Annotated in this window: 27 protein-coding genes and 1 other RNA gene; 4 read left to right on the forward strand and 24 right to left on the reverse strand. The window is 53.3% G+C overall.

The window, feature by feature from the left end:
- Nucleotides 1–5: 5 nt before the first annotated feature.
- The 4 genes from HMPREF0721_RS04590 to HMPREF0721_RS04605 all read right to left on the reverse strand — a co-directional run bounded on the left by HMPREF0721_RS04590 (nucleotide 6) and on the right by HMPREF0721_RS04605 (nucleotide 2,025).
- On the reverse strand, nucleotides 6–428 hold the full coding sequence (locus HMPREF0721_RS04590) for an EamA family transporter (RefSeq protein WP_006598422.1): 423 nt from the start codon (nucleotides 426–428) through the stop codon (nucleotides 6–8).
- On the reverse strand, nucleotides 425–841 hold the full coding sequence (locus tag HMPREF0721_RS04595) for a GNAT family N-acetyltransferase (protein ID WP_242821853.1): 417 nt from the start codon (nucleotides 839–841) through the stop codon (nucleotides 425–427). Before HMPREF0721_RS04595 ends, HMPREF0721_RS04590 begins: the two co-directional genes overlap by 4 nt.
- 17 nt (nucleotides 842–858) lie before the next feature.
- Nucleotides 859–1,161: a hypothetical protein gene (locus HMPREF0721_RS11760; protein ID WP_006598424.1), complete on the reverse strand. Its 303-nt coding sequence runs from the start codon at nucleotides 1,159–1,161 to the stop codon at nucleotides 859–861.
- Nucleotides 1,162–1,842: 681 nt separating this feature from the next.
- Nucleotides 1,843–2,025: a hypothetical protein gene (locus HMPREF0721_RS04605; protein WP_040639914.1), complete on the reverse strand. Its 183-nt coding sequence runs from the start codon at nucleotides 2,023–2,025 to the stop codon at nucleotides 1,843–1,845.
- A gap of 274 nt (nucleotides 2,026–2,299) precedes the next feature.
- Here HMPREF0721_RS04605 and HMPREF0721_RS12880 point away from each other — a divergent pair, with 274 nt between their 5' ends.
- Nucleotides 2,300–2,548: a hypothetical protein gene (locus HMPREF0721_RS12880; RefSeq protein ID WP_462687200.1), complete on the forward strand. Its 249-nt coding sequence runs from the start codon at nucleotides 2,300–2,302 to the stop codon at nucleotides 2,546–2,548.
- A 171-nt stretch (nucleotides 2,549–2,719) separates the two neighbouring features.
- Here the strand turns inward: HMPREF0721_RS12880 and HMPREF0721_RS04610 are convergent, their stop codons facing one another.
- Both HMPREF0721_RS04610 and nadA read right to left on the reverse strand, forming a co-directional pair.
- Complete coding sequence (locus HMPREF0721_RS04610; RefSeq protein WP_006598429.1) at nucleotides 2,720–3,598, reverse strand: DUF445 domain-containing protein; 879 nt, start codon at nucleotides 3,596–3,598, stop codon at nucleotides 2,720–2,722.
- Nucleotides 3,599–3,712: 114 nt separating this feature from the next.
- Nucleotides 3,713–4,654: a quinolinate synthase NadA gene (gene nadA / locus HMPREF0721_RS04615; RefSeq protein ID WP_006598430.1), complete on the reverse strand. Its 942-nt coding sequence runs from the start codon at nucleotides 4,652–4,654 to the stop codon at nucleotides 3,713–3,715.
- Between the two features lie 170 nt (nucleotides 4,655–4,824).
- Here nadA and HMPREF0721_RS04620 point away from each other — a divergent pair, with 170 nt between their 5' ends.
- Genes HMPREF0721_RS04620 through HMPREF0721_RS04630 form a run of 3 tightly spaced genes read left to right on the forward strand, consistent with a single transcriptional unit; the run spans nucleotide 4,825 to nucleotide 7,627 of the window.
- On the forward strand, nucleotides 4,825–6,156 hold the full coding sequence (locus HMPREF0721_RS04620) for an L-aspartate oxidase (protein ID WP_006598431.1): 1,332 nt from the start codon (nucleotides 4,825–4,827) through the stop codon (nucleotides 6,154–6,156).
- A gap of 10 nt (nucleotides 6,157–6,166) precedes the next feature.
- Complete coding sequence (gene nadC / locus HMPREF0721_RS04625) at nucleotides 6,167–7,033, forward strand: carboxylating nicotinate-nucleotide diphosphorylase (RefSeq protein WP_006598432.1); 867 nt, start codon at nucleotides 6,167–6,169, stop codon at nucleotides 7,031–7,033.
- Between the two features lie 36 nt (nucleotides 7,034–7,069).
- Nucleotides 7,070–7,627, forward strand: a complete 558-nt coding sequence (locus tag HMPREF0721_RS04630) for a transcription repressor NadR (protein WP_006598433.1) — start codon at nucleotides 7,070–7,072, stop codon at nucleotides 7,625–7,627.
- Between the two features lie 76 nt (nucleotides 7,628–7,703).
- Here the strand turns inward: HMPREF0721_RS04630 and HMPREF0721_RS04635 are convergent, their stop codons facing one another.
- The 18 genes from HMPREF0721_RS04635 to HMPREF0721_RS04710 form a co-directional block, all read right to left on the reverse strand.
- Nucleotides 7,704–9,953 (reverse strand): SulP family inorganic anion transporter, encoded by a 2,250-nt coding sequence (locus HMPREF0721_RS04635; protein WP_006598434.1) that lies wholly within the window; start codon nucleotides 9,951–9,953, stop codon nucleotides 7,704–7,706.
- Nucleotides 9,944–11,215 carry a peptidase U32 family protein gene (locus HMPREF0721_RS04640; RefSeq protein WP_006598435.1) on the reverse strand — a complete coding sequence of 424 codons (1,272 nt, stop codon included), beginning with the start codon at nucleotides 11,213–11,215 and terminating at the stop codon, nucleotides 9,944–9,946. Before HMPREF0721_RS04640 ends, HMPREF0721_RS04635 begins: the two co-directional genes overlap by 10 nt.
- A gap of 87 nt (nucleotides 11,216–11,302) precedes the next feature.
- On the reverse strand, nucleotides 11,303–12,541 hold the full coding sequence (gene mltG / locus HMPREF0721_RS04645) for an endolytic transglycosylase MltG (RefSeq protein ID WP_006598436.1): 1,239 nt from the start codon (nucleotides 12,539–12,541) through the stop codon (nucleotides 11,303–11,305).
- Nucleotides 12,542–12,573: 32 nt separating this feature from the next.
- The gene (locus tag HMPREF0721_RS04650; RefSeq protein ID WP_040639915.1) at nucleotides 12,574–12,939 is read right to left on the reverse strand and encodes a YlbF/YmcA family competence regulator; all 366 of its coding nucleotides are present in this window, start codon (nucleotides 12,937–12,939) and stop codon (nucleotides 12,574–12,576) included.
- A 93-nt stretch (nucleotides 12,940–13,032) separates the two neighbouring features.
- Entirely contained in the window at nucleotides 13,033–14,796 is a 1,764-nt protein-coding gene (locus HMPREF0721_RS04655; protein ID WP_462687199.1) for a ribonuclease J, read from the reverse strand.
- A 75-nt stretch (nucleotides 14,797–14,871) separates the two neighbouring features.
- A complete protein-coding gene (gene sfsA, locus HMPREF0721_RS04660) occupies nucleotides 14,872–15,597 on the reverse strand; it encodes a DNA/RNA nuclease SfsA (protein ID WP_006598439.1) in 726 nt (241 codons plus the stop codon).
- Nucleotides 15,598–15,894 carry a DUF1292 domain-containing protein gene (locus HMPREF0721_RS04665; protein WP_050786963.1) on the reverse strand — a complete coding sequence of 99 codons (297 nt, stop codon included), beginning with the start codon at nucleotides 15,892–15,894 and terminating at the stop codon, nucleotides 15,598–15,600.
- A gap of 45 nt (nucleotides 15,895–15,939) precedes the next feature.
- A complete protein-coding gene (locus HMPREF0721_RS11765) occupies nucleotides 15,940–16,149 on the reverse strand; it encodes a hypothetical protein (protein WP_006598441.1) in 210 nt (69 codons plus the stop codon).
- Entirely contained in the window at nucleotides 16,139–16,570 is a 432-nt protein-coding gene (gene ruvX, locus HMPREF0721_RS04670) for a Holliday junction resolvase RuvX (RefSeq protein ID WP_006598442.1), read from the reverse strand. The genes HMPREF0721_RS11765 and ruvX overlap by 11 nt, the downstream gene beginning before the upstream one ends.
- Nucleotides 16,571–16,686: 116 nt before the next feature.
- Nucleotides 16,687–16,965 (reverse strand): IreB family regulatory phosphoprotein, encoded by a 279-nt coding sequence (locus HMPREF0721_RS04675; protein ID WP_040639916.1) that lies wholly within the window; start codon nucleotides 16,963–16,965, stop codon nucleotides 16,687–16,689.
- A 102-nt stretch (nucleotides 16,966–17,067) separates the two neighbouring features.
- Nucleotides 17,068–19,716 carry an alanine--tRNA ligase gene (alaS, locus tag HMPREF0721_RS04680; RefSeq protein WP_006598444.1) on the reverse strand — a complete coding sequence of 883 codons (2,649 nt, stop codon included), beginning with the start codon at nucleotides 19,714–19,716 and terminating at the stop codon, nucleotides 17,068–17,070.
- 176 nt (nucleotides 19,717–19,892) lie between these two features.
- Nucleotides 19,893–21,029 (reverse strand): cysteine desulfurase family protein, encoded by a 1,137-nt coding sequence (locus tag HMPREF0721_RS04685; protein ID WP_006598445.1) that lies wholly within the window; start codon nucleotides 21,027–21,029, stop codon nucleotides 19,893–19,895.
- Nucleotides 21,026–21,445, reverse strand: coding sequence for an RrF2 family transcriptional regulator (locus tag HMPREF0721_RS04690; protein ID WP_006598446.1), 420 nt, complete (start codon nucleotides 21,443–21,445; stop codon nucleotides 21,026–21,028). The genes HMPREF0721_RS04685 and HMPREF0721_RS04690 overlap by 4 nt, the downstream gene beginning before the upstream one ends.
- Nucleotides 21,446–21,656: 211 nt before the next feature.
- Entirely contained in the window at nucleotides 21,657–22,760 is a 1,104-nt protein-coding gene (locus HMPREF0721_RS04695) for an HRDC domain-containing protein (protein WP_006598447.1), read from the reverse strand.
- 24 nt (nucleotides 22,761–22,784) lie between these two features.
- The gene (locus tag HMPREF0721_RS04700) at nucleotides 22,785–23,669 is read right to left on the reverse strand and encodes a tyrosine-protein phosphatase (RefSeq protein ID WP_006598448.1); all 885 of its coding nucleotides are present in this window, start codon (nucleotides 23,667–23,669) and stop codon (nucleotides 22,785–22,787) included.
- A gap of 29 nt (nucleotides 23,670–23,698) precedes the next feature.
- Nucleotides 23,699–23,876: non-coding RNA, 6S RNA (gene ssrS, locus HMPREF0721_RS11485), on the reverse strand.
- Between the two features lie 74 nt (nucleotides 23,877–23,950).
- The gene (gene radA / locus HMPREF0721_RS04705) at nucleotides 23,951–25,357 is read right to left on the reverse strand and encodes a DNA repair protein RadA (protein WP_006598449.1); all 1,407 of its coding nucleotides are present in this window, start codon (nucleotides 25,355–25,357) and stop codon (nucleotides 23,951–23,953) included.
- Between the two features lie 57 nt (nucleotides 25,358–25,414).
- Nucleotides 25,415–26,257 (reverse strand): hypothetical protein, encoded by an 843-nt coding sequence (locus tag HMPREF0721_RS04710; protein WP_006598450.1) that lies wholly within the window; start codon nucleotides 26,255–26,257, stop codon nucleotides 25,415–25,417.
- Nucleotides 26,258–26,312 lie beyond the last annotated feature (55 nt).

The following is a 26,312-nucleotide window of genomic DNA, read 5'->3' on the forward strand; positions in this document are numbered from 1 at the left end:
CCCCATCATTTAAGCAGGCCGATGCCAATCAAGCAAAACACGATGCCGGCCACTTGTTTTAAATCGAGATGTTCTTTATAAAAAAGCACGCCCATCACCGCCAAAACCACCGCCACGCAGATATTTGCGATGAGAGAAGCCTGGCTGACAGCCCAGCCGGCACGGTAAATCAAAAGATAGCCGGCCTCCAGTCCGATGATGGCCAACCCCAGCGCCCAGGTGCTCCAATTCAAATGTCTGAAATCCGTCTGGAAATCGTGGGGCATGAACGCGAGATAAATAATCATGCAACAAATAAAGCTCACCAGATACGTCCCCGCCAGTGAAAGCATCGGGTTCGCATCGGGCGGCGTATTTTTTGACACATTATGATAGATCACATTGGATGCGATCACCATGACCATCGGCAAATAAACCATTAATTTCATGCTAATGTCTTCTCCATGGTGATGTGCTCACAAAATTCATCCAAATAATTTTCCCCTTTAGCTGCATATCCCAGCTTTTCATAAAAAGACTGCACCCGCACCTGCGCCGAAAGCTGCAGTATCGGCACGCCTCGGCCTTTCAGCACTTTCTCCGCCGCCATGACCATTTGCGCACCGAAGCCTTCCCCGCGATGGGTTCGGATCACAGCAATGCGTCCGATGTGATAAGCTCCGGACGCGTCCCGGTAAAACCGACAGCAGCCCACGGCCTGATTGTTTTCATAAGCGACCAGATGGGTCGCCGTTTTATCCAACGCATCAAACTCGTCATGAAAGCCCTGCTCGTCGACAAAGACGGTCTGTCGGATGGTTCTCGCATCCGGCGGCAGACCTGCCTGCATTCGTATTTCCACGATTTCAAATCTCCCTTTCAATTTTTGCGTCCTTTAAAAAAGGATTCAAAGCCTCCCTTATAGCGCAAACGCGCCGTACCTGCGGTGAGGCTTTGAATCCTTGACACGCCACCCGGTGATGGCGCAGGACGTTTATTTTTTACAGCATCTTTATTATAGAAAAAAGGCTCGAAGCCTGTCAAGGAAAAATGACCGGTCAACATAAAAAATCTTGTCGCTTTACAATAGATGTGAGACCTTGAGAATAGAAAAAAGCGATTGAGCCCGTTAAAATTGTTTTTGCCACTAAACTCCTTTGACGAAAGGTCTTCAATCGTCATGAATAGTATATCGCATTCACAACGATTACTTGCCCCATACTCTTGAAACTGGAAGCGTTAGGTATTAAATATGGCAGATGGATGTTCCAAAAGCTTATTATGTCGGCAAGATGCCTGACAAATTCATCAGTATACTTTGATGAAGCATCAAGGAAACGATTCTGCAACTTCCTGAATTTCTGCTCGTTCAAGGATCTGAAAAAGCAGATGGACAGATATATGCGCAGATCGAACAACCTCCCAATGGCAGTGCTTGGATGGATGTCTCCATTTGAAAGGCGTGCGCAGCCCAAGGGATAACTTTCGAGCCTTGGCAGAAACAATCGGATGTTATCAAATGACTTTCTCCTTTTTCAGATCTCACATCATTGGATAACGTACATTTTTATATTTTTTTTATTCTCATCGTTGACAAATTTGCCAATAGCCATTCACCATCAGGTTTTTCTATTTGTGCCGTTTCTTGTTGACTTTTCGATGCCCTGCCTTTGTCTATAAAAAGAGCTGAAGGCTTAGCTGATATACCGAGCCTTCGCATCGTTCAAATTTACACAATGGCAGCCAACATCTCCGTCGCTCCGCGCACCTTCGAAACGTTGCAGATAAAACAGAATTCATAAACTTGATCTTTGGCCAATTCATCCAGCTAAATGTACTCCAAGATATGCACGCCCTGCTGAATCAGCAGGTAATGGTGAACCGGCTGCAGGTGTTCCAAAACAAACAAAGAGCCACCCGCGTTAAATCCATCGACGCAGGCCCTGTCATTGCCGACGACGATAGCGCCGTCTTATTCGTCGGCTCATCCAGCCATTTCCCGGTTTCATACCAATTGACGCTTTTGTCGATCTGAGAGCCTTTCATAATTCCCCGCTTTATAACACAGATAACACACTTTATTTTAAAAATCTGCAATGTTTAATCATCACGCTTCCCACCTTCTCGAACAAATCGCCGATGCCCGTCTCTGCGACAGACATAAAAAGCTCATCTTTTCTGCCGTTCCGTCCGCAACGGACGTAAAACCATCCGTCGTACAGCGGCTACACAATTTAACTGCCTTTTGCTGCCCACGCAACCCCGTTCGCCGACGAAAAGAAGATTTTAAAAGCATTGTCACCATCTTTATATCCGTGAAATTAATGCCTGCCATGGCACTTCCGTCGTCGGATTTGAGGATGCCGCCGAAATACTTTTCATGCAATTTCCCTGGCCCAGCAATATTCCCCAATTAAAACGTGTCCTCACTGAGTTGATTCTATCCACCGAAAATTTCTATATTGCCAAAGCCGATGTCTCACGCGCTCTTCAAAATGAAATTTTCGATGCCCTTCAAAAATTTCATAATAATATTCATCTTGATCAGCCACTCAAGCCCGTCAATTAAGAGATCATTCAATTAGTACTCAAAGAAGAAGAAATGAATCACAGCCGGACTACCCTGTGGCGCATGCTCAAGAATCTCGACGCAAAACACAAGCCGAATGAATAACATGGTTCTTTAATATCCGAAATACACAAAAAAAGCAGTTCAGATGCACTGCTTTTTTGTATATTTTCACACCACCACATTCAATATCCCCAAAATAAAGCCGATGAGCGCCCCGAGATTGACAATGGTCGTAAATTCCTTTTTCATCACCGAAAGCACCATAACTTCCAGCTCATCAACATTCATTGCGCCAATCTTATCCTCGACAATCTGCGAAACCGAAATGTGCGCCATCAGGCGCTCCACCCCTTCGCGCACCAATGTTTCATAGGCGCGGGCCACCGCTTCCTGCCAGGCTGCCGGATCGATCGCGACACGGGCGAGCAATTCTTCCGGTGTATGCGCTTCGGTATGGCCGATTTTGCGATCAACTTCTCGGCGGATCAATGCCGGCCCTTTTTCGGCAATGGCTTCCGCAATTCCCTGCCCCACCGGCTCCGTCAGGGAGGCGATCATCCGATCAGTAACAAACACACCGGTCAGCGTTCCAGCCAATTTTTTTCGCACAAGCGCCGGTCCCCGTTCGGCAATCACCCCTGCCACATCCAGTTGATTCACGGAGGTCATGATCGAATCGGTCAGCACGCCGGCAATCCGGTTTTTAGCCTCGGCATAGCCTTCTTCAGAAGAGAAAAAATTCCCGGCAGACGCCCCCAACGACCGCTTCATAACCGCGGTGATGCGCGCCACCATCTGTGCTTCAAAGTCCGGTGCCGTGAGCCTGGCAACAATGTCATCCTTGGTGATGAGCGTTTCTGCAATCAGCGTCCCGGTGCGCTTTGCCAAATAATCTTTGCGTTTGGGAATGGCCCCGGGCGTAAAGGGCAGACGGCGGCCAAAGAAATAAACCGGATGCTTCGGGAAAAAAAGCATCCGCACCGCCAGGTAGTTGGTGATATAGCCGATGAGCGCCCCGATGAGCGGGCCGGCTAAAACTTTGAGCATGGTTTTGCCTCCTGTTTGCTAAAATAAAATATTTTCAGTTGTTTTTAGTATAGCATAACCGCCAAACGGCAATCCTGCACTTCCAAATAAAAAAAGCCCCGAAGGGCTTTTTTATTAGCCGGCTTCTACCATGCGGTCGATGGCCGCCCGGGATTCGACAATCACTTCCTCCGGCAGATCAATCGCTTCCCCCTCGCCGGTCACGGCGCGGTAGACATCCATCAGTGTGGTCATCTTCATGTTGTGGCACACACATTCTTTAGAGAGCAGATAAAACCGTTTGTCCGGGCATTCATATTGCAGATGCTCGACGATGGCGCTTTCCGTGCCGATGATAAAGGCTTTGGCGTCGCTCTCTTTCGCGTACTGCATGATCCCTGTGGTTGATCCCACATAATCGGCCCGATCAGTCACTTCGGCCAGACATTCCGGATGCACCAGCACCAGCGCGTTCGGATGAGCCGCCTTCACCCGGGCGACATCCGCCGCGCGCATGCGCATATGCGTGGGGCACCCGCCTTTGAAGAACGCAAAATGTTTTTCCGGAATCTGAGCCTCCACCCAACGCCCCAGGTTGCAGTCCGGCACAAACAGAATATTTTCTTCCGGCATCTTGCGGATGATCTTCACCGCCGACGACGACGTGACAATCATATCCACCCCGCGCTTAAAATCGGCCGTCGTGTTGATGTAGGCCACCGCCGCATAGCCCGGATATTGTTTTTTCAGCGCAATCAAATCTTCCCGGTCCATCTGGTCGGCCATCGGACACCCTGCTGCCGGGTTGGCCAGAAGCACCTGTTTTTCCGGAGAAAGCACCTTGCAGGTTTCTGCCATAAAGCGCACTCCGCACATCAAAATCGTTCGGTGGGGATCCTTAGCCGCCTGGACCGCCAGTCTGTAGGAATCACCGACATAATCCGCCACTTCCCAGACAGCGTGACTTTGATAAGCGTGGGACAAAATACAAATATCCTTTTCCCGCTTCAGGCGAACGATTTCGTCCTGCAGCTCTCGCGTGTTCACAATGATGCCTCCTTCTTGTTTTTCATGCATCCGTGCAAATTAAGCTCATTATACAGAACCCTTTTTTATCTGTCAATTAAATTGTCATATTATTTTTGTCATCTGTCTTGTCAGTACACGATTCCTGTGATACAATGCTAAAAATGCAGGCGAAACATCGCGCCCACACTGCTAAATATTCGAAAGGATTGACTACGATCATGCACACCCCTTCTTCGTCCGGCGGTCATCCGCTGAACCAAACCGACGTGCTCATCGTCGGCTCCGGTTGTTCCGGTCTTTACACCGCGTTAAATCTGCCCCGACATCTGAAGATCACTTTGATCACCAAGGCGGGCCTCACCGAAAATGATTCCTACCTGGCCCAGGGCGGCATCTGCATGCTTCGGGACGACAGCGACTTCGATGCCTATTTTGCCGACACGCTGCGCGCAGGCCACGGCGAAAACGACAGGAGCTCCGTAACGATCATGATCCGCGATTCCAAAAGCATCATCGAGGACCTCGTCGGCTACGGCGTGACCTTTGCCCGCAACGCCGACGGATCGTTTTGCTTCACCCGAGAGGGGGCGCATTCCCAAAATCGCATCCTCTTCCACGAAGACATCACCGGCCGGGAAATCACCAGCCATCTTCTGACGGCGGTTCAGGCCCTGCCCAACGTCACCCTGATGCCCCACACCACCCTGCTCGATATCGTCGAGGACGACGGTACCTGCGCCGGCGGTATCCTGCTCGGCGCAAACGGCAAGCTTTCCGCCGTTGCCGCAAGGCACACCGTGCTGGCCTGCGGCGGCATCGGCGGGCTCTATCCCCACTCCACCAATTTTCACCATTTGACGGGAGACGCCCTGGCCATCGCCTTGCATCACCACGTCGCGCTGAAAAACATCGATTACGTCCAGATCCATCCCACCACGTTATACACACCGAATCCTGAAGAGCGCTCCTTTCTGATTTCCGAATCGGTGCGCGGCGAAGGCGCACTGCTTTACGACAAAAACGGCCGCCGCTTTGTGGACGAGCTGCTCCCCCGGGACAAACTCACCCAGGCCATTCACGCTCAGATGCGCAAGGATCAAACACCATTTGTCTGGGAGGATCTGCGCCCGATCCCGGCCAGAGAACGTCACGCGCATTTCCCCAACATCATCGCCCATTGCGCCGAGCACGGTTATGATGTCGACAGGGAATGCATTCCCGTAGTGCCGGCCCAGCATTACTTCATGGGCGGGGTCGCCGTGAATTACGAAAGCGCGACCTCCATGCCCCAGCTTTATGCCGTCGGCGAAACGGCCTGCAACGGCGTTCACGGCAGAAACCGCCTGGCCAGCAATTCCCTACTGGAAAGTCTGGTCTTTGCCCGCCGCGCCGCCCGCGATATCTCTGTCCGCACCGAAGCCGCGCCATCTCTGCACCCTTTTAATGCAATCGATTGGGATCACTACGCCGACAGCCGGCGCCTGGAAGAAAACAATCACGAACAGGTCAAACTGGCCATCAACCGCGTCCACGCGCGCTGCATCGCCTAAGGAGGTTTTTATGGTTCAACTCGACCCGATTTCCATGACGTTAAACGCCGATCCGTTAATCACCGCTGCCCTCAAGGAAGATATCACCCGAGAGGACATCACCACCAATTGCGTGATGCCCGAAGCCTGCCCCGGCGAAGTGGAGCTGCTCGCTAAGGGTGACGGGGTCCTGTGCGGGATGCCGGTCTTCGCCCGGGTTTTTGCCCTATTAGATCCGGACACCGTCGTCGAAGCCCTTGCCGCCGACGGCAACCGCGTGACCCCCGGACAAAAGCTTGCCATCGTCCGCGGGGACATCCGCGTCCTGCTTTCCGGAGAACGCACCGCCCTCAATTATCTGCAGCGCATGAGCGGCATCGCCACCGCTGCTCGCAAGGTCGTCGATCTGCTGGCCGAATGCCGCAGCGATCTTAAGCTGCTGGACTCCCGAAAAACCACACCCAACAACCGGCTTTTCGAAAAATACGCTGTGCGCATCGGCGGCGGGCACAACCACCGCTACAACCTGACGGACGGGGTGATGCTCAAGGACAACCACATCGCTGCAGCCGGCTCCATCACCAGGGCGGTCACCAGCGCCAGGGCCTACGCGCCCTTTGTGCATAAAATCGAGGTTGAAGTCGAGACTTTGGCCATGGCCGAAGAGGCCCTGGCGGCCGGCGCCGATATCATCATGCTTGACAACATGGATCACGACGCGATGGCCGAAGCCATCGCCCGCATCAACCATCAGGCCGAGGTGGAAATTTCCGGCAATATCACCGCCGAAGCCATCGCCAAAATAGCCGATCTCGGCGCCGATTATATCTCCAGCGGTGCCCTGACCCATTCGGCCCCCATTCTCGATCTGTCTTTAAAAAATCTGCGCCGGCTTTAATGCCCAGCGTATTCATCCCATTAGAAAGGAGCCTTTATGAAGGGAAAAGAACGCCGACAACACATTTATTATCTGCTTTCCGGCAGTGCAAAGCCACTCCCCGGAGCCATCCTGGCCCAAAAAACCGGCGTGAGCCGCCAGGTGGTGGTGCAGGACATCGCCCTGATGCGTGCCGACGGCATCGACATTCTCTCCACCCATCGCGGTTATTGTCTGCGTCAGGCCGCATTGACAGCCAGCCGGGTATTCAAAGTCAATCACAGCGACGAACAGACAGAAGAAGAACTGACCACCATCGTCGATCTCGGGGGAAAAGTCGAGGACGTCTTTGTTTTTCATCGGGTTTACGGCGTGCTGAGGGCCCCACTTCCGATCCGTTCCCGACGCGATATCCACATCTATCTTTCCCATATTACGCCCGGCCCTTCAACCCTTTTGAAAAACACCACCGCCGGCTATCACTACCACACCGTCACTGCCGAGTCGGAGGAAATTCTCGATCTGATCCAGGAAGCCCTGACCGAAAAGGGTTTTCTGGCCAAACTCCAGGATTATGAACCGGTTGATTTCTGGCACGAAAACGCCACCGGCTGATCGCTTAATTGCAGACCGCCAAAAACAACACGCGAAAAAAGCAGCTCCAACGAGCTGCTTTTTGATTGGAAAGCCTTTATGAATGCGGCGGCCAGTCCATCTGATCTGCCAGCTGTTTGCGCCAAGCCTCAATGCGGGCGGCCAGCGCCGGATTTTCCTGCTTGAGAATCTGCCGATGGCGATTCCGCGCCTGTCTGAATTGTTCAAAGGTCTCCGGATAATGCGTTTTGAAATAGCGCTCCCGATGCATCCGAAAATGCACAATGCGCTTGAGGGCTTCCCGCTCCATGCCGATCAGCTTCTCGTCCAGATGCGCATGATAGGCCACCAAATCGGCAACGATTTTCTGATACTGTTCCGCGCTCAGATCGCCTTTGTTTTCCATCATAGCCAACCGCATTTCCAGAAGATCCATGAACTTTTCTTCGTCGAGGCCGCTCCAATACTGGCCAAACTGTCGCTGTTCCTTCGCGGCAATCTGTTCGCCGTCAAAGCGATCCGCCGCGGCAATATCCTCTGCAAAACGCTCTGCCATTTCCCTCATTTTGTGGTCGGCATCGGCACCGTAAACCCATTCGTATTCCGCCATCGCCGCATCGGCCGGGCCCCCTTGCCCTGCGGCGCCCTCCGGCAGGCGCACATAGGTCGCGCCGTCTCCCTCAGTTAGGGGATAGGGCGGTGTGAGGCCAGCATCCGCCAAAGCCATCGCCATTGTCGGGCGCAGCGCGTGATCGTCGAAAAGCACCTGTCCGCCGAAGGTGCGCAGCTGATCATTCACCGCACCGGGATGCTCGGTGAGATAAAGTCGAACACCTCGGGCCTTCAAATGCCGATACAAAATGAGCAGCTGCTCCGTGGCCGTCACATCCACGCTGCTGATGCCCCTGGCGTCCACCACCGCCACACGGGTGTTGCTGGTGACTGCCGCTTCCAGCTGAGACTGAAACACACCGATATTGGCAAAGAAAAGTGCCGCATTGAATTGGTAGAGCACCACATTTTCAATCGGTCGCGCATCCCGGGTGCGCGACAGGGCATAAAAACCCTCGTGATCTGGAATACAGCCGAGAAAAGCGGTTGCCGGTCGGGATGCCCTAAGCACCACGGTGAGAAACGATAGCCCCACACCGGCCACCACGCCGGCGACGGAGCCGCGGATGAGCACCACGGCAAAAACGATATAAAAAATCACGAATTCCACCCGGTCGACCTTTTTGAGTTTATGGGCCAGATCAAATTCAAGAATTGAGAACAGCGCCGCAATCACGATTCCCGTAAGCACCGGCACCGGCAAAAAGCCGATAAAGCCCGTCGCAAAACAAAGCACCAGTGCCATTGTCGCCGCGGCCACCACCGACATCATCTGGGAGTTGACCCCAAAATCCCCGGCAATCCCGGTGCGCGACACCGAACCGCTGACCGGCGGGCAGCCAAAAAGCCCCGATACCAGATTTGCCGCAGTATAGGCCAAAAGCTCCCGGTTGTTGTCAATGGAATCCCCATGGGCCATCCCCACCGAACCCGTCGCCAACAATGTCTCTGCCGTAATCACCAGCGCCACTGAAAAGCTGGATATGAAAATCCGCGGCAGCATGGCCAGAAGTCTGGCATCAAGCTGCGGGAGCACCGGCCGAGGCAGTCCCGGGGGCACCGCCGGCAGCAGCGCTACCCCATGCTGATCCAGGTGAAATATCAATGTTAATACCGCGCCGACGCCCATCATCACCACACTCATCGGCACCTTTGGGCACACCCTTTTGCCGAGCATAATCACGACAAAGGTCCCCACGCCAAGCGCCAGAGAAAGCACGTTGAAACCGGCCTGAGCCGTCGCCGCGATATGGGGCAGAAGCTCAGCGATTTCCCCCATGCCGGCCGTTCCGCCGTAAAGCTTGGGGATCTGCATCAGAATGATCTCAGTGCAAATCCCGGTGATGAACCCGCCGAGCACCGGCGAGGAGATAAACTTGGTGAACCGGCCTGCTTTAAGTAGCCAAAAAAACAATAGCCACAGAGTCACCGCCAACGTGATCACCGGCACCACGCGGACAGCCGCCGCCGATTGCAGCCTGATGCCAAGGGTCCCCACCACCAAACTGCCGACCAATGCCGCCGGCGCCGCATCCACGCCAAACACAAACCGGGGAGACGAGGTGATCAGCCCGAAAACCAAAATCGGCAAGAGAGAGCCATAAAGCCCATACACCGGGGGCAGCCCCGCAATCTGCGCGTAACCCATGGCGATAGGAATCGACACCAGCGCCACGATAATCCCCGACGGCAGGTCTTTTTTTAAATCCTCAGCGCGATAGTTTTTTAAAAACATAAAGCCTCCTCACGTTCGGCGCTTTTTCTGCGCAAAATGCTCATCGGCGCCACCGGCTGGTCGAGCTTTAAGCGATAGCGCATTTTGGCGTGGGGGGTCGATGCAATCGGCACGCCGGCCGCGTCTGTCAGCCCTTTAGCCTGCTGCGCCGAAAACAGCGGCGAATCCCCCGTGCCCGGCTGAATAATTTCGATTGCATCGCCCTCATTAATCTTGCCGCGCTGCTCCACCGTCGCCATGCCCGACGCCGCATCATAATCCAAAACCACCCCGGCAAAATCGTAATTCCGGGTGTAACTGCTGGTGCCGAAATTTTCAGCATCCGGCCCGGCAATGCCACCGTAGAAAGCCGTGGTGTAATGGCGGTGACTGACCTTGGTGAGTTCCGCCACCCAATCCGGCGGCACCACAAAATCGGGATCCGCCGCTGCCGCGTCGACAATGCGCCGGTAAATGCCCGTCACTGTCGCCACATAAAAGGCACTCTTCATCCGCCCCTCGATTTTAAAACTGTCGACGCCGAACCGCATCAGCTCCGGAACCTGACGCGCCAGGCACAAATCCTTGGAATTCATGATAAAAGTACCCGTTTCATCCTCAGACACCGGAAAATATTCTCCCGGCCGCCTGGACTCCTCCAACCGATATTGCCAGCGGCAGGGCTGAGCGCAGTCTCCGCGGTTGGCATCCCGCCCCGTCAGATAATGGGACAGCAGACAGCGCCCGGAATAGGAAATGCACATGGCCCCGTGCACAAACGTTTCGATCTCCATGCCGGCCGGCCGCGTTTCACAAAGGGTCTTGATCTCTGCGCCGGAAAGCTCTCTGGCCAGCACAATGCGACTGGCTCCCAAATCGTGCCAAAAACCCACAGACCGGCTGTTGACGTTGTTCGCCTGGGTACTTACCGACACCGCAAGCTCGGGCGCTGTCCGGCGCACCACGGCAAACACGCCCGGATCTGCGACGAGCACTCCATCCACGCCGATCTCATGCAAAAATTGAATATAGGGCTCCAAACCGTCAAAATCCGCTTCATGTGGGATCATGTTCAGCGTGACAAAAATCTTCTTCCCCCGGGCATGCACCCAAGCTGTCGCTTCGCCCAGTTCCTCATCCGAAAAATTATCGGCCCGTGCCCGCAGCCCAAAATGCGCTCCGGCACAATAAACGGCATCGGCGCCGTAAACAACGGCAAACCGCAGTTTCTCAAAATTGCCCGCCGGTGCCAATACTTCCGGCTTTTTTCTTTTTTCTTTCATCTTCCGCTCTTTTTAATTGTAACGCAGCATTGCTCTGCTTTTAAAAAGGACACGCCGCAGCGTGTCCTCTTGTTCACTTGTTCAAATTTAATTCATGTATTTTTTAATATTCTGCTGATGTTCATCAATCGTCTTGGCAAAATGGATTTTCCCCGACTTCATGTCTGCCACAAAATAATAATAATTCGTATCCGCCGGTGCAATCGCCGCCTTGATGGATTTCATCCCCGGCGAGCAAATCGGCCCAACGGGCAGCCCCGCATTTTGATACGTATTATAGGGTGAATCGGCTTTCAAGTCATTGTTGGAAAGCACCGCCTTCTTATTGCCCAACGCATAGTTAACCGTGATATCCGACTGAAGCTTCATCCCCGCCTTGATGCGATTGTAGAACACCGAAGCCACATTAGTCTTATCTTCGTCTAATTTGCTTTCCATTTCCACCAATGAGCCCATGGTCAAAATTTCATCAACCGAGTGACCGCTGTCTTTGATCTTCTTCAGCGTCGCTTCATTAAACTTCGCCTGGGTATTGGCCAGCATTCTGTTGACCACCGTCGCAGCACTGGTATTGGATACGAATTGATAGGTATCCGGGAAGAGATATCCCTCCATCGGCGTCCGCCCCGAAGCCTTGTCCGGATACGAACTCAAAATGCTGTAGCGCTTTTTATAGTCGCTGACTTTTTTTGTTTCGGTGATAAATTCATCTTTCGAACAAATATGTGCATCGGATAAGATTTCTGCCATTTCTTTAACGGTCTTCCCTTCCGGAATCGTGACCGATAAAGCCCCGGCATAACTCTTGCCGTTGAGCATGGCGTTAAAAATCTGCACCGAAGACATCGACGGTGTGAACTGATAATTGGCCGCTTTTATTTTTTTCGTGCCCCGGCTGTGGCGGCCGGCATAACTTTGAAAAACCATGCGGCTGCGGATCAAGCCTTTTCGTTCGAGAATTCTGGCAATATCCTCAATGTTCGAACCGTCCGGGATTTCAACAATGATTTTTTTCCTGCTGCTCGATACCGGCAATAGCTGACGATTGTAATAGCTGTGCCACCCAGCGATAAAAATAATCGCAGCAAGCGCGACGCACCCCAATGCAATCAGGATATGCTTTCGTGAACGCCGGCGGTTTTCTTCAAAAACGGGATCCTCATCGTCCGTCTCATACGCATCGTCATCAAATTCGTCGTCCCAATCGTCCGCCGTTTCCTCATCATACAATGCTTCTTCTGAAGCATCTGTCTCTTCTGCCAGAATGGTTTTATAGTATCCATTCTCGCGGCCGGTGCCATCGCTTGCGCCGTGACTTTTCGCCATGATTACCTCTCTTCTCGATTGTTGCCCGTTTTTTAATGAATTCCTGGCAATCCGCCGAATAAATTCGCATCCAAACCGATCGCAGTGCTGATTTTCTGAACAATATCTTGAAATATCGGCATCACTGCCATCTGCGCCTGGAAAAAGGAAGCGATTTCCGGGACGGCCATGATCTCCATGGTTTTTGCATTGAAATCTGCAATTTCCTCATTTGAAAGGGACTGGCCCATCGCCTGACGCGCCTGCATTGCCAGCTGCGCCTGCATATATCTTTGCGCCCGCTGAAACTGCTCCGGATTCTGCTTCAATGCCGCCTGCGCTGCTCTAAACCGCACACATTCAGGCGCATTTGCCAATGTTTCGGCAAAGGTATCTGCAGCGTCGTAAATATTTTCCACAGAAATGGCCTCCTCCCGCACGATATGATGTTTTATTTTAACATAGAACGATTGGAATTGTTACCCTTTTAGTCAATATTCTCGGCTGACGCATCAAACTTCCATCAAAATGGGCAGGATCATCGGCTTGCGCTGCGTCTTCTTATACAGGTAATGGAAAAGCGAATCCTGGATCGCATTTTTGATATTTTTCCAATCGGTGATATTTTTGTTTTCACAATCACTGAGCGCCTTGCGAACTTCCTTGCGCGCGCCATCAATCAAATCCTCGGACTCGCGCATATAAACAAACCCACGGGAAATAATATCCGGACCGGCGACGACTTTCCCCTTACGCATCGACAGCACAACAATGAACAATCCGTCTTCCGACAGCCGCTTGCGGTCGTTCAGAACGATATTACCGATATCCCCGACGCCAAGACCATCCACCAAAACAGCTTCTGCCGGAATTTCGTCCACTTTCTTGAAATCTTTGTGACTAAGTTCCATCACATCGCCGTTTTGCTGAATCCGAATATTCTTGGGATCCATCCCGAGGGACTCTGCCAGCTTGGCGTGACGCTTGAGCATCCGCGCCTCCCCATGGACCGGCATGAAAAACCGCGGTTTCACCAAAGTGTGAATGATCTTGAGTTCTTCACATTTAGCGTGGCCCGACGTGTGGATGTAGGCAAATTTATTGTAGATCACCTCCGCGCCCAGATCGACTAACTTATTCATAATTTCAGCGACCATTTTTTCATTCCCCGGCACCGGCGAAGCGGAAATAATGATCGTGTCGTTCTTATCGATCTGCAAGAATCGATGGTTGCCGTTAGCCATACGCCCGAGGGCCGCCATCGGTTCGCCCTGAGAGCCGGTGGTGATCACCACCAATTGGGATGGCTTGTATTTCTTCATATCCTTAATGTCGATCACCACATCTTTGGGGACATCGAGATAACCCAGGTCGCTGGCTACCGACGTCATGGTTTCCATGCTGCGCCCGTTGATGATCACCTTGCGGTTATAGTAAGCCGCCGTGTTGATCACCTGCTGAATGCGATGCACATTCGACGCAAAGGTCGTCACGATGATGCGGTTCTTATTGCCGCGGAACAGATTAAAAAAAGTCTTTCCGATATCGCTTTCGCTGCCGGCATAGCCTGATTCTTCCACGTTCGTCGAATCGCAGAGCAACAGGTCGACACCGCGATTGCCCAACGCCGCGATGCGCTGCAAATCGATGATGTCGCCATCCACCGGATGAAAATCAATTTTGAAGTCCCCAGTATGGAAAACCGTGGCCGCCGGCGTTTTGATGCACAGCGCAACCGAATCGGCAATCGAGTGGTTCACATGGATAAATTCCACCCGGAAATCACCGATGGTAACCTCGCTGCCGGCGCTGATGATATGCCGTTTGGTCTTGCTGATCAGCCGATGTTCTTCCAGTTTGTGATCAATCAAACCGACGGTCAGCTTTGTCGCATAAATCGGCGCATTCACCCGCTTCAGAAAATACGGGATCCCGCCGATATGATCTTCGTGACCGTGGGTAATGACCAGCGCCTTTACTTTATCGGCATTCTTTTCCAGATAGCTGTAATCCGGCAGCACCGTGTCGATGCCGTACATGTCATCATCCGGAAATTTAAGCCCGCAGTCGACGATGATGATTTCATCCCCGTACTGGAAGGCCGTCATGTTCTTCCCGATCTCGCCGAGGCCGCCGACGGGAATGATCCTCAGTTTCTTTTCCCGTTTCCGACTGGCTTCATGCTTATGGATGCTGCCGCTTTTTCCGTTCTTCTTGCGGCGAAACCACCCTCTCCGATGACTCTGATTCTTATTCTGCTGTTGATTCTCGCTCAAAAAAATAACTTCCTTTCTGATCGCACGTGATTGCACACCGCGCACTTATTTATTATTTTTATCCCTTCGGGGATTTTAAATTCTTTTTATCATTCCTTTATTGCTCGCAAAAGCGTCAACCGGAAGTTCACCCGTTATCGAAATTTCATCCCGCGTCACTTGACAGCGCAATGCCGTCACGCAAAGCCCCGCCGAAATGCCTTCCCGCAAAAGGGCCGCAAATTCCGAATCGGTCGCTTCGTTAGGAATCACACAGACCGCGTCCTCCCGCTGGACAACAAAACAAAGCCCGTCGGCATAACCCGCCCGAACCCCATCGATGAGACTGCGCAGGTGTTTACGCCCCCTGGCCGTCGGGGCATCCGGAAAGCAAGCGCAGGCCCGCCCGCCGCACTTCACTACCAAATTGACACTCTTCACTTCAATAGCGCCCGGGCGCCCGTCAAAAGTCCCGGCCAGATCGAAGCGGCTGTCACCTCGGGTCACCTCCCGCCGCAAGTCATTGATTTCAGGAAGCGACACAAAATATTCATAGGCCAGACGATTGGCCATCGTTGCATCAATACAAACCCAACGATCCTGATAACTCACCGCGAGCAGCGTATAATCCGTTTTGCGATTTGGCGCCGGATTAAAGCTCAAGCGCAGCGCCGCTCCCGGCAGCATCAATTCCCCCATACGGCCGGTATTGGGCACATGGGCGATCGTTTCGCTGCCGTCAGCAAGGCGCACCTCTGCCACGAACCGATTGCGCCGCTTGATCAAACTGGCATCGGCCAATGGCTGTTCCGACAGACGCAATTAACCTTCAAACCCCAATTCATCAGGGTCGATCTGGTCATAGGCATCTGCCACAGCTTGAAATTCCGCTTCGTCGTCCACCGGAACCAAAGCCATGGCTTCATCCTCATTTTCATCGCCTTCAATCCGCATGGCAATCGCTTCATCCAAATCGGCATCTGCCAGGATGGCGTAGTTTTTTTCTTCAACACTCAGGGTGCATACCAATTCAAAGGCTTTCTCTTCCCCTGCTTCGTTTTTCAGCATGATCGTTTCAGCGTGTCCGTTCTGATGATCATGATTGCGTTCTTCTGCCATTTGCATACCTCTTTTCTTTTTTATGGATCACTCCGATGCAACGGCTTATTGCTGTTGCCATTTGCTTTTAATCCGGGCTATCAACGGGGCATCCGCCACCGGCTCCAGCACCTCGTGCCGCTCTCCGCCATCGTCGATATCGACAATCGCCATGATGCGCAGCTGATGCTCGGCATTGCTAAAGATGGCATAACGCTTGCCATCCAAAGTCACCCCGCCTTGCCAGCACAGGGTCTCCGATATATTACTGCGCATACGGATCGTTCTCGCGGTCTAAATACATTTGCAAAATGAGCTGGGCCGACAGGGTATCAATATGCTGCTTGCGGTTTTCCCGACGCACGCCGCCGGCGATCAAAACCGCTTCCGAGGCTCTTGTTGTCAACCGCTCGTCAATATAGATAACTTCAAGCCCAAGACGCTTTGCTAAGAAATTACAATAATTTTTGGTTTTTCGCACTTGCGCAGTCTCCCGGCCATCCATATCCTTCGGCAGCCCCGCGACCGCGGTCTTAATGTTAAACTGTGTCACCACATCGCCGAAAAATGCCAAATCTGCATTTCGATCGGCTTTTTTATAGGTTCGGTAGCCCTGCGCCGTTACACCCAAAGCGTCTGAAACTGCAATACCAACGTATTTATCGCCGATATCTAAGCCTAAAATTTTCTCTGTCACATCTTTCTCCCGTTTTGACCATCCGCTATTTTTAACGCCGCATCCGCAAAACGGCTTAAAGAAAAAGCCCCAGATGGCCGCACCTGGGACTTCTATGAATCATTTTATTGGCTCGTTCACTCAGTGATACCGTCTAAATAACGCTTGACCAGCTCATCCAATAATTCGTCGCGCTCAATCCGCTGAATTAAAGTCCTGGCATCATTGTAGCTCGTAATATAAGTCGGATCTCCAGACATAACGTAACCGACGATCTGATTAACGGGATTGTAGCCCTTCGCAACCAAAGCTTCCTGAACGGCTTTCATAATCGCATCAATCGCCTGTCCTCTTTGCTTATCTGCATCGAACATGATGGTTCCACGATCAAAAATCGTCTGATTATTATCACTCATTATGCCTTCTCCTCCCATCGGGTCTTGTATCATTTTACCGCAACAAAGCAGCCAAAACAAGCTTTATTTCGATTTGGGACCGTTTATTTTCTCAAAACAGGTTTATGCCAATTGATCCTTGATTAAATCTTTAGCTTTTTCGAGAGCGTCGGCCATTTTTTCCGGTCGTTTGCCGCCGGCCTGGGCCATATCCGGGCGGCCGCCGCCGCCGCCGCCGGCAACTTGAGCCACTTCGCGAATCAAATTGCCCGCGTGAAAACCGCGCTTGACAAGATCCTTCGTCGCCGTCGCGATAAAATTGATCTTGCCGCCGTTCACCGTTCCGATCACGGCGATGCCGCTACCCATTTTATCCTTGAGCCTGTCGGAAAGCTCGCGCAGCTCGTCCATTTCCATGCCGTCTACGCCGGCAATCGCCGCTTTCACCCCGGCAATTTCGACGATGTTTTGGGCAATCTCCCCGGCCGCAGATCCTGCCTGCTGCTGCTTGAGCGCCGCGATTTCCCGATCCTGGGCTTTGCCTTGTTCCTCAAGTTCGGCGATCTTTTCAACCAGCTGTGCCGGGTTCGCCTTCACCATGCCCGAAACCTTTCGCAAAGTCGCTTCGGCCCTGGCCATTTCATGATAGGTATTCATCCCGGTTGCGGCTTCAATCCGGCGAATGCCGGCCGCAACACCGCTTTCGCTTAAAATTTTGAACATCCCGGCCTGGGCGGCGTTGGTTAGATGGGTGCCGCCGCATAACTCGATGGAATAATCCCCGACGCGCACCACGCGAACAATGTTGCCGTATTTTTCACCAAAAAGCGCCATGGCGCCGAGTTTTTTTGCCTCGTCGATATCCGTTTCGAAAATAGTCACCGGCATCGCTTCAAGAATCACCTGATTCACGATCGTTTCAACCCTGGCGATTTCTTCAGCCGTCATCGGCTGAAAATGGTTAAAGTCAAAACGCAGGCGGTCCGGCGAGACAAAGGAACCGGCCTGTTCCACATGATCCCCAAGCACCTGCTTGAGCGCCTTTTGCAGCATATGCGTGGCGGTGTGGTTGCGGGCCGTTGCCATACGGTCCGCCTTGTTCACTTCGCTGATCACTGTCTGACCCGTTTTAAAGCTGCCGCTTTCAACCTTCCCATAATGAATATGGCGCTTCAGACTGCCATAACGGCAATCGCTCACGGCAATTCTCGCGGTGCCGTCGGCACTTTCGATCACACCGCTGTCGCCAACCTGCCCGCCGCTTTGAGCATAAAACACCGTTTGATCAAGCAGCACCAGCACATTGTCACCGGCCTTGGCTTCATCCACCAAGGTGTCGTTCACGATCAGCCCCAGAATTTTGCCGTCGGCCTTCAGCGCGTCGTAACCCACAAAGGCATCCACCGCGTCGGCCCCCAGCGGGTTAAAAGGATCGTCCGCCCAAACGGCCGTATCGCTTTCGGCGCGGGCGGCGCGGGCCCGTTCCCGCTGGGCATCCATGGCCTTCTCAAAATCTTCGTAGGGAATGGCAAAACCCCGTTCCTCAACAATTTCCCGCGTCAGATCAAAGGGGAAACCAAAGGTGTCGTAAAGTTTAAACGCCTCTGCGCCCGAAAAAATCCTTTCGCCGGGGGCTTCCGCTTCGAGCTTTTCGAGCATCGCATTGAGCTGGGACAGCCCTTGGTCGATGGTCGCGTCAAAGCGTTCTTCTTCAATTTGAATAATCTTCTGAATGGTTTTCTGTTTTTCTTTGAGTTCCGGATAGGCATCGCCGGAAACGGCCACCACTTCCTTGGCCACATCGTGAAGGAAGGTGCCCTTGATCCCCAGCAGTCGGCCATGTCGGGCAGCTCGACGCAAAATCCGGCGCAGCACATAGCCCCGCCCCTCATTGCTCGGCATAATGCCGTCACCGATCATAAAGGTCACCGATCGAATGTGGTCAGTAATGACGCGGATGGAAACATCCTTTTCCGCGTCATCGCCGTAATGTTCGCCGCAAAGACTGCAAATGTAATCTAAGACGTGGCGGATCGTATCCACCTCAAAGATGTTGTCGACGCCCTGCAAAATCGTCGCCATGCGTTCAAGCCCCATACCCGTATCGATATTCGGATGGTCAAGCGGCGTGTAGCGGTCGTTTTCATCCCGATCAAACTGAGTGAATACCAGATTCCAGAATTCCACAAAGCGATCGCAGTCACAGCCCGGCCCGCAGGTGGGTTTGCCACAGCCGTAAGCCTCGCCGCGGTCATAGAAAATTTCCGAGCAGGGACCGCAGGGACCAGTCCCGTGCTCCCAAAAGTTGTCTTCCTTGCCCAAACGCACAATGTGATCTTCCGCCACGCCAACCGACCGCCACAAATCGTGGGCGGTGTCGTCGTCCAGATAAATCGTCACGTAAATCTTGTCCGGATCCATGCCCATTTTGTCGGTAATAAATTCCCAGGCCCACGGAATCACCTCCGGCTTGAAATAATCCCCGAAGGAAAAATTGCCCATCATTTCAAAAAAAGTCCCGTGGCGCGCGGTTTTCCCGACGTTGTCAATATCCGGCGTGCGGATGCATTTCTGGCAGGTCGTGACCCGTTTGCGCGGCGGCACTTCGTCCCCGGTGAAATAAGCCTTCATCGGGGCCATCCCCGAATTGATCAAAAGCAAACTTTTATCGTTGTGCGGCACCAGCGAAAAACTCTTAAGCCGCAGATGCCCCTTGCTTTCAAAAAAAGCGAGGTAGCGTTCGCGTATTTCGTTCAGTCCCAAAGGTTCCATCAATTTCTGTCCTCTCGTTTCCTGTGATTCGTTATGAAAACCGGAATGATCATCCGGCTTAAAATCAGCAAAAAGTGCTGCTATTATTTTAACGTAACCAATAAAAAAGTCAAGGTTCCGTGATGAAACCCTGACGGGATGCGCCGATGATTCTCCGCGCCGTTTCGTTTTATTTTTTATGCTCGCAGCCGTTCGACAATCCGCCGGACGGCCGTCACCGTTTGCTCGATTTGTTTTGCCGTAGTGCCGCGGCCAAGGGTCAGGCGCAGCGCGTTGCGCGCGCGGTTTTCCGGCACGCCGATGGCGGTAAGCACATGGGAGGGACTCAGCGAGCCCGCCGTGCAAGCCGATCCTCCGGAAGCTTCGATCCCGGCCAGATCCAGCGCGGTGAGCAGGGCCTCGCTGCGCAAATCGTCGAAGCAAAAGCTGGCATTCCCCGGCAAGCGACGCTCGGGATGCCCGGTGAGACGCACCCCGGGAATCGCCGTGAGCCCGGCAATTAACGCGTCCCGCAGCGCCGCTTCCCGCCTGGCGCCGGCCGCCTGATCGGCTGCTGCCAGCTTCGCCGCCGCGCCGATGCCGACGATGGCCGCCGTGTTTTCGGTGCCGGCACGGCGGCCGCGTTCCTGTTCACCGCCGTGAATCAACGGTTCCAGCTTGCAGCCCGGCCGAACGTAAAGGGCGCCGGCGCCCTTGGGCCCATAAAACTTGTGCCCGGAAAGGGACAGCAGATCCACATCCAACGCCCGCACATCCATGGATACATTGCCGCAGGCCTGCACGGCATCCGTGTGAAATCGCACGCCGGCCGCATGGGCAACGGCAGCCAGCTCCGCAATGGGCTCGACGGTGCCGATTTCGTTGTTGGCCGCCATCACCGAAACCAAAATCGTATCGTCTTGAATCGCCGCCTTAAGCGCTTTGGGATCGACCAAACCGACGCTGTCCACCGGCAAATAGGTGATTTCAAAGCCGCAGCGTTCAAGAAAAGCGCAGGTGCCGAGCACGGCGGGGTGCTCGATCGCCGTGGTAATCAAATGGCGCCCCCGCGCCCGAAGGGCAAAGGCCGTGCCTTTTATCGCCCAATTATCGGATTCGGAGCCGCCGGAAGTAAAAAAAATAGAGGCCGGTTCAGCTTTTAACAGCGCCGCCACCTGGCGTCTGGCCTCTTCAACGCCGGCCCGCGCCGCCTGACCGTCCCGGTAAACAGCCGAGGGATTGCCGAAAACCGCATCCAAATAAGGCTGCATCACCTGGGCAACGGCCGGATCCACCGGCGTTGTCGCCGCATGATCCAAATAAATCCGATTCATAAAGACTCTCCATCTGAGCCGCCGATCAAATCCTGAAGCGAGCGATGGTCGATCACCGAGCGGATGCTGTTCTGAACGTCCATCCACAGGTTCACCGTCGGGCAGGACTGCGCCCGGTTGCAGTCCACCGCTTCGGCATCACAGCCGCAAAATTCGATGGGGCCTTCCACCGCATCGATCACTTCTCCCACGACAATGGCGCTGGGCTCCCGCGTTAACTGATAGCCCCCATGGGCGCCGCGCAGACTCCGGATCAAGCCCGCCTTTTTGAGCTTCGAAAATAATTGTTCGAGATACGCATCGGAAAAATGCTGTTTATCTGCTATTTCTTTGATGGACATCGGCCCCTTGCCGTAGTGCGAAGCCAGTTCGCACATCGCAAGCACGCCGTATTGTCCTTTGGTTGATAATTTCATTTTTTGCCTCCTGAGCAATTCCAACTCGTTCGCTCGGAATTGTCTGTATTATATCACAGCAACGATCAAAATCAAGCCTGTTTTTATTTTGCCATCGACTTTTTTGTCAGCCTTCTGCCGGGCGAATGCCCTCCGAAAAACGAACGGTCTGCCATCCGGCTATCGCAAAAATAAAGGCAGAATCGAGGTTCTGCCTTGCTGCTGTGCGGCTTTAAATCGGCGTATGGTCCACCATTTGCAAAATGGCCTCGCCGTAACGGCTGATCTGCTCGCTGTCCATCCCGGAGACGCGGAGCAGCTGATCGATGCTCGACGGCTTGGCTTTCACAATGTTATCCAAACCGCGGTCGCTCAAAATCACAACTTCGCTGTGCCGGGTTCGCTGCGCCTGGCGCTTGCGCCAAAGCATCAGCGATTCCCGCAAGGCGAGCTCCGACCGCGTGAAGCGATCCTCTGGCTTACGCCTTTCCTCCGAACTGAGCGCATCGATTTCCTCCACGAGATTCTGAGGATCGTAAACGCGAGTGCGGCCGGTTGCCTGATCGGTTGCCCGGCGCATCGCCCGCGCCTTTTCGCTCTCGACCATCATGGTCTCTTTCAGTTTGATCAAACGCTGCTCCAGCCCCACGTTGTTTTTCATTGTCGCAAGTACCCGGGCCATCATTTTATCGACCCCTTCGGAAAACACCGGCGAATAGCCTTCCAAATCGGCCCTGAGGGTCTGCGGAAGATCGCTGAGACTGATCACATGATTGGCCGATTCTGTTCGAACGTCGCGAATTTCCGCATTGTCGCTGATCACCACAAAGCCGTGATAATCCTGACGCGCGGTTTTGGGAAAGAAAGAAATCAGCGCCTTAATATCGGCATCCACTTCGGCCATCGGATTATCGAAATAATTTTTATCTTCCGGCGATTTAAAGTGGGTCCACCAACGCGCACTTTCTTCGCCGACAATCCAGCCATCCGGCACATGCAGATATTTAAACACGTAAATCCCGCTGCGTTCTCTGAGCATCAGATGAATGACATGGGTGCCGCCGTCTGCCGTCGGCACATAGATATTTCGGTACAGCCGCGCTTCTTCGCCGCAGACATCGGCCACGGTGCCGGCCAAAAAACGCTCTTCATCGGTCGGCCCGTTATCCTGATCGGCCATGATCTCCACTTCTTCAAACAGACTTTCCGCCGCTTCCACTTCGGCCGCTGCCTTTGTTCGGGATGCCCGGCGCCTTCCGGCCACGAGCACCGCCACGATTACGATCACGACAACCGCCACTGCGAATATCACCATTCCAACTGTCCAATGCATCATTTCAACCTCCGTTCTGCATACGATTTAATCGGCCAAGTAATGTCTCCGCAAACGGGCCCTCGCCGCTTCGTCTAATCCCAAGGCCTTTGTCAAATAAGCATCGACACTGCCATAGGCTTCGGATACCGCGGCGGCTGCCGTTTCGAAATAAACCTGCTGCACTTGGCAAAGCAGGGCAATCTGCGCGAGCACTTGCGGATCATCCGTCGCCTGACGGGAAAAATCGACGATGCTTTTTATCCGCTCTGCCAAAACCGCGTTGGATGCCAGATAATCCGCCAGCACCACCGACATTTCCACGCCAAGGGCCAGCAGCACAACCGCTGCGATCATGCCCGTCCGGTCTTTTCCGGCCGTGCAATGCCATAGCACCGCACCGGTTTTGTTCTCCAGAATAATCGCAAGTACCTGCCGAATCTGAGCCATCACCCCATCGTTGAGCGCCGCCTGTCGGTAACGCGCCGCCTGAAATCTCACGACATCCAGATTCATCGCCTGCACCTGTTCCACCAATAACATGCCAGGTTCACGCTGTTTTTGGCCCGCGGGTTTTGACCTTTCATCCGGTAAAATCGGCACCCGGTGATAAAAAACCCGGGGAATAATCACATCGGGCTGGCGCGCCGTTTCCGAAGGACGGCGCAAATCCACGACATGGTGCACAATCCCGCCCAGTTTCTGGGCATCTTCTGCATCAATCCAATTCAAATGATCACCGCGCAGCAGGCGTCCCGGCGCGATTTTTCGCCCATCCGCCACCGGGATGCCGCCTAAATCCCTGATATTATAGGTGCCGTTTAAGGAAAGATAACGGCCATGGGGCAATCGCTCATCCATTTGCTTCATTTGCGTTGTCGTCATCATGCTGTTAAACCCTGATCCATTTCTCAATTCCGCTGCGGCCATCATGCTGACGCGGCCGCCTTTCAAACATATTAAAAAATCCCGAATGTGCCGTCCCATATTTTTGACGCCTAGCGGATGCTAGGTGGGTGCCCTGCTCTAAGCACCAGCCATCCGCTCAAAGGCGGCACGACATCGTCTAAGAGACATCCGGACTCCCTGTAAAAAGATGTAGGTTCAAAAATAGAGTGGTAACGTACACTTCAGGATATAAATATTATAGTCGATTTTTTTTATCTTGAAAAGGATAAAATCTTGCCACACTTTGCGGCGTTCCGAGCTTTATATCAGCCGTGTTCAAGATGCCGCTCCAGCAGATTCAGCGCCATCGCGATATTGTCCACCGGATAAAGTTTAAGCGGCAGCGCGCCGGAGCGTTTCATCGATTTTTTCAAGCGCTCGGCGTTGCTCCGAGGCAGGATGCAGGCGGAAAATCCCAGCTTGCCGCCCTCCTGCACGCGCTTTTCGGCGTTTTGAACGTTGCGCACTTCACCGGTGAGCCCCACTTCCCCCATGATCAGCCAATCCGGCGGCACCTCAAAATCCCGGAAACTGGAATAAAGCGCCGCCACCGCCGCCAAATCCGTGGCCGGCTCGTCAATCTTCATGCCCCCCACCACGTTCAGATAAGCATCCATATTTTGCAGACGCACCCCGAGGCGCTTTTCCATCACTGCAATGAGCAGCACCATCCGATTGTAATCCAGGCCGGTGGCCATGCGCCGCGGATTGGCAAAGCCCGATTCGCATACCAGTCCCTGCAGTTCCACCAACAGCGGCCGACTGCCTTCAAGGGTCGGCACCGCCACCGAACCGCAGGTGTTTTTCGGCCGGGACATCAGCATCATCTCTGATGGATTCTTGACCTGAGCCAGACCCGTGTCCGTCATTTCGAAAACCCCGAGCTCATTGGTTGACCCAAAACGGTTCTTCACCGCTCGCAGCATGCGGTAAGCATGGTATTTTTCGCCTTCAAAATAAAGCACCGTGTCCACCATGTGCTCGAGGATGCGCGGTCCGGCAAGATTTCCTTCTTTGGTCACATGTCCCACCAAAAACATGGCGATGCCGTCTTTTTTAGCTACCTGGATCAACGCGTTGGCATTTTCTCGAATTTGGGAGACCGAGCCCGGCGCCGAGGTGATCTCCGGGGAATACATCGTCTGGATCGAATCGATCACCACCAGATCTGGCTGCTCGGCCAGGATCGTCTCACGGATATAAGGCACGTTGATCTCCGACAGAAAAAATGCGTTCTCTGATGTCACCTGCATCCGCTCCGCCCGCATTTTGAGCTGTTCCTCCGATTCTTCCCCGGAAATATAGAGCACTTTCAGTCCCTGGCGTCCCAGGCTTTCCGCCGTCTGCAGCAGAATCGTCGATTTGCCGATGCCCGGATCCCCGCCGAGGAGCATCACACCCCCGCGCACAATACCCCCGCCGAGCACCCGGTCAAGCTCCGCGTTGTGAGTCGCAATACGCCCTTCCCGCTTGCTGGTGATCTGCGAAAGTTTTTTGGGCCTGGTATAGTTGCCGCGCTCACGCCGGGCCGCCACCGAGCCGCCCCTGGCCGCCGGCGCCTCCACTTCTTCTTCAAAGGTATTCCACTGGCCGCACTGGGGGCAGCGCCCCATCCACTTGGGCACCACATGTCCACAGTGACGGCACACGTATTTGGTTCGTAATTTGGCCATGACTGCCTCCAACTTTTGCCGTTAAGAAAAGGGCCCGAAGGCCCCGATATCTAAAATTTATGGTTGTGTGGGATTATCTTGAGGGCCACCGCTTGGCGGTGATTGTGTGTCGTTGTTTCCCTGACCGTTGTTATTGCTCCCGCCGGTATTACCATGCTGAGACGACGAATTATTCGATGAACTCCCGGAATGGTTCTGCGTGTTTGAATCCCGATTATACGAAGGATATCTGCTGGTATTACCAGAATTCTGCGTTGAGGTGCTGTTCGAATTGTAACGGCTGCCCGAGGAATTGCTTGACGCCCCGGACGACCAGTTGCCTGACGATGCCGACGATCGACTGCCCGTGCCTTTCTCGTTGGCGATTTCCGCTTTGCGGGTATTTATCCATTTGCCTGTTTCCTTTGACTGGTAACGCAAATAACAAATGGCGTAGGTCTTATCGTAATAAATCTGAGCCGTATTCTTCATTTTGCCAAAAGGAAATTCCTGAAGCACCGACCGGCTCCCGTCGCTCAGCGTCACGCGGAGATCGTAGGTGATTTTGCTCTTCTTAATGGCCTGATCCTGGGCCGCATCCACCGCGTTTGTCGCGTCGTAATACAAATAACGGGTTTCATTCACCGCAAAGGAATCGTTCTCTTCCAACATATTATCGTTGTATTCGTATTGTACCGAATCTCGAATATTCACCACAGTAATGGCCTTGCCGGTTTTATTTTCCAGCTTAATTTTATAGGTGCCCATGGTGTTGCTGGCCGTCCCGATGGACTTCATGACCGTGTGGGATTTGCGCGTCGCCTTTTGGGTTTTTTCGTTTAGACTGCTGCATCCGCCGCAAATGATGGCGGCACAAATCATCAGCGCCAGCCCGCTATAAAAACGCATTCGCTTTTTCATGCTTGTCTCCTTTGACGATGGTCATCGTCTTTACTGCGAACCATTATACGTTATT

The organism is Pseudoramibacter alactolyticus ATCC 23263 (genome assembly GCF_000185505.1).
GTDB lineage: Bacteria > Bacillota > Clostridia > Eubacteriales > Eubacteriaceae > Pseudoramibacter > Pseudoramibacter alactolyticus.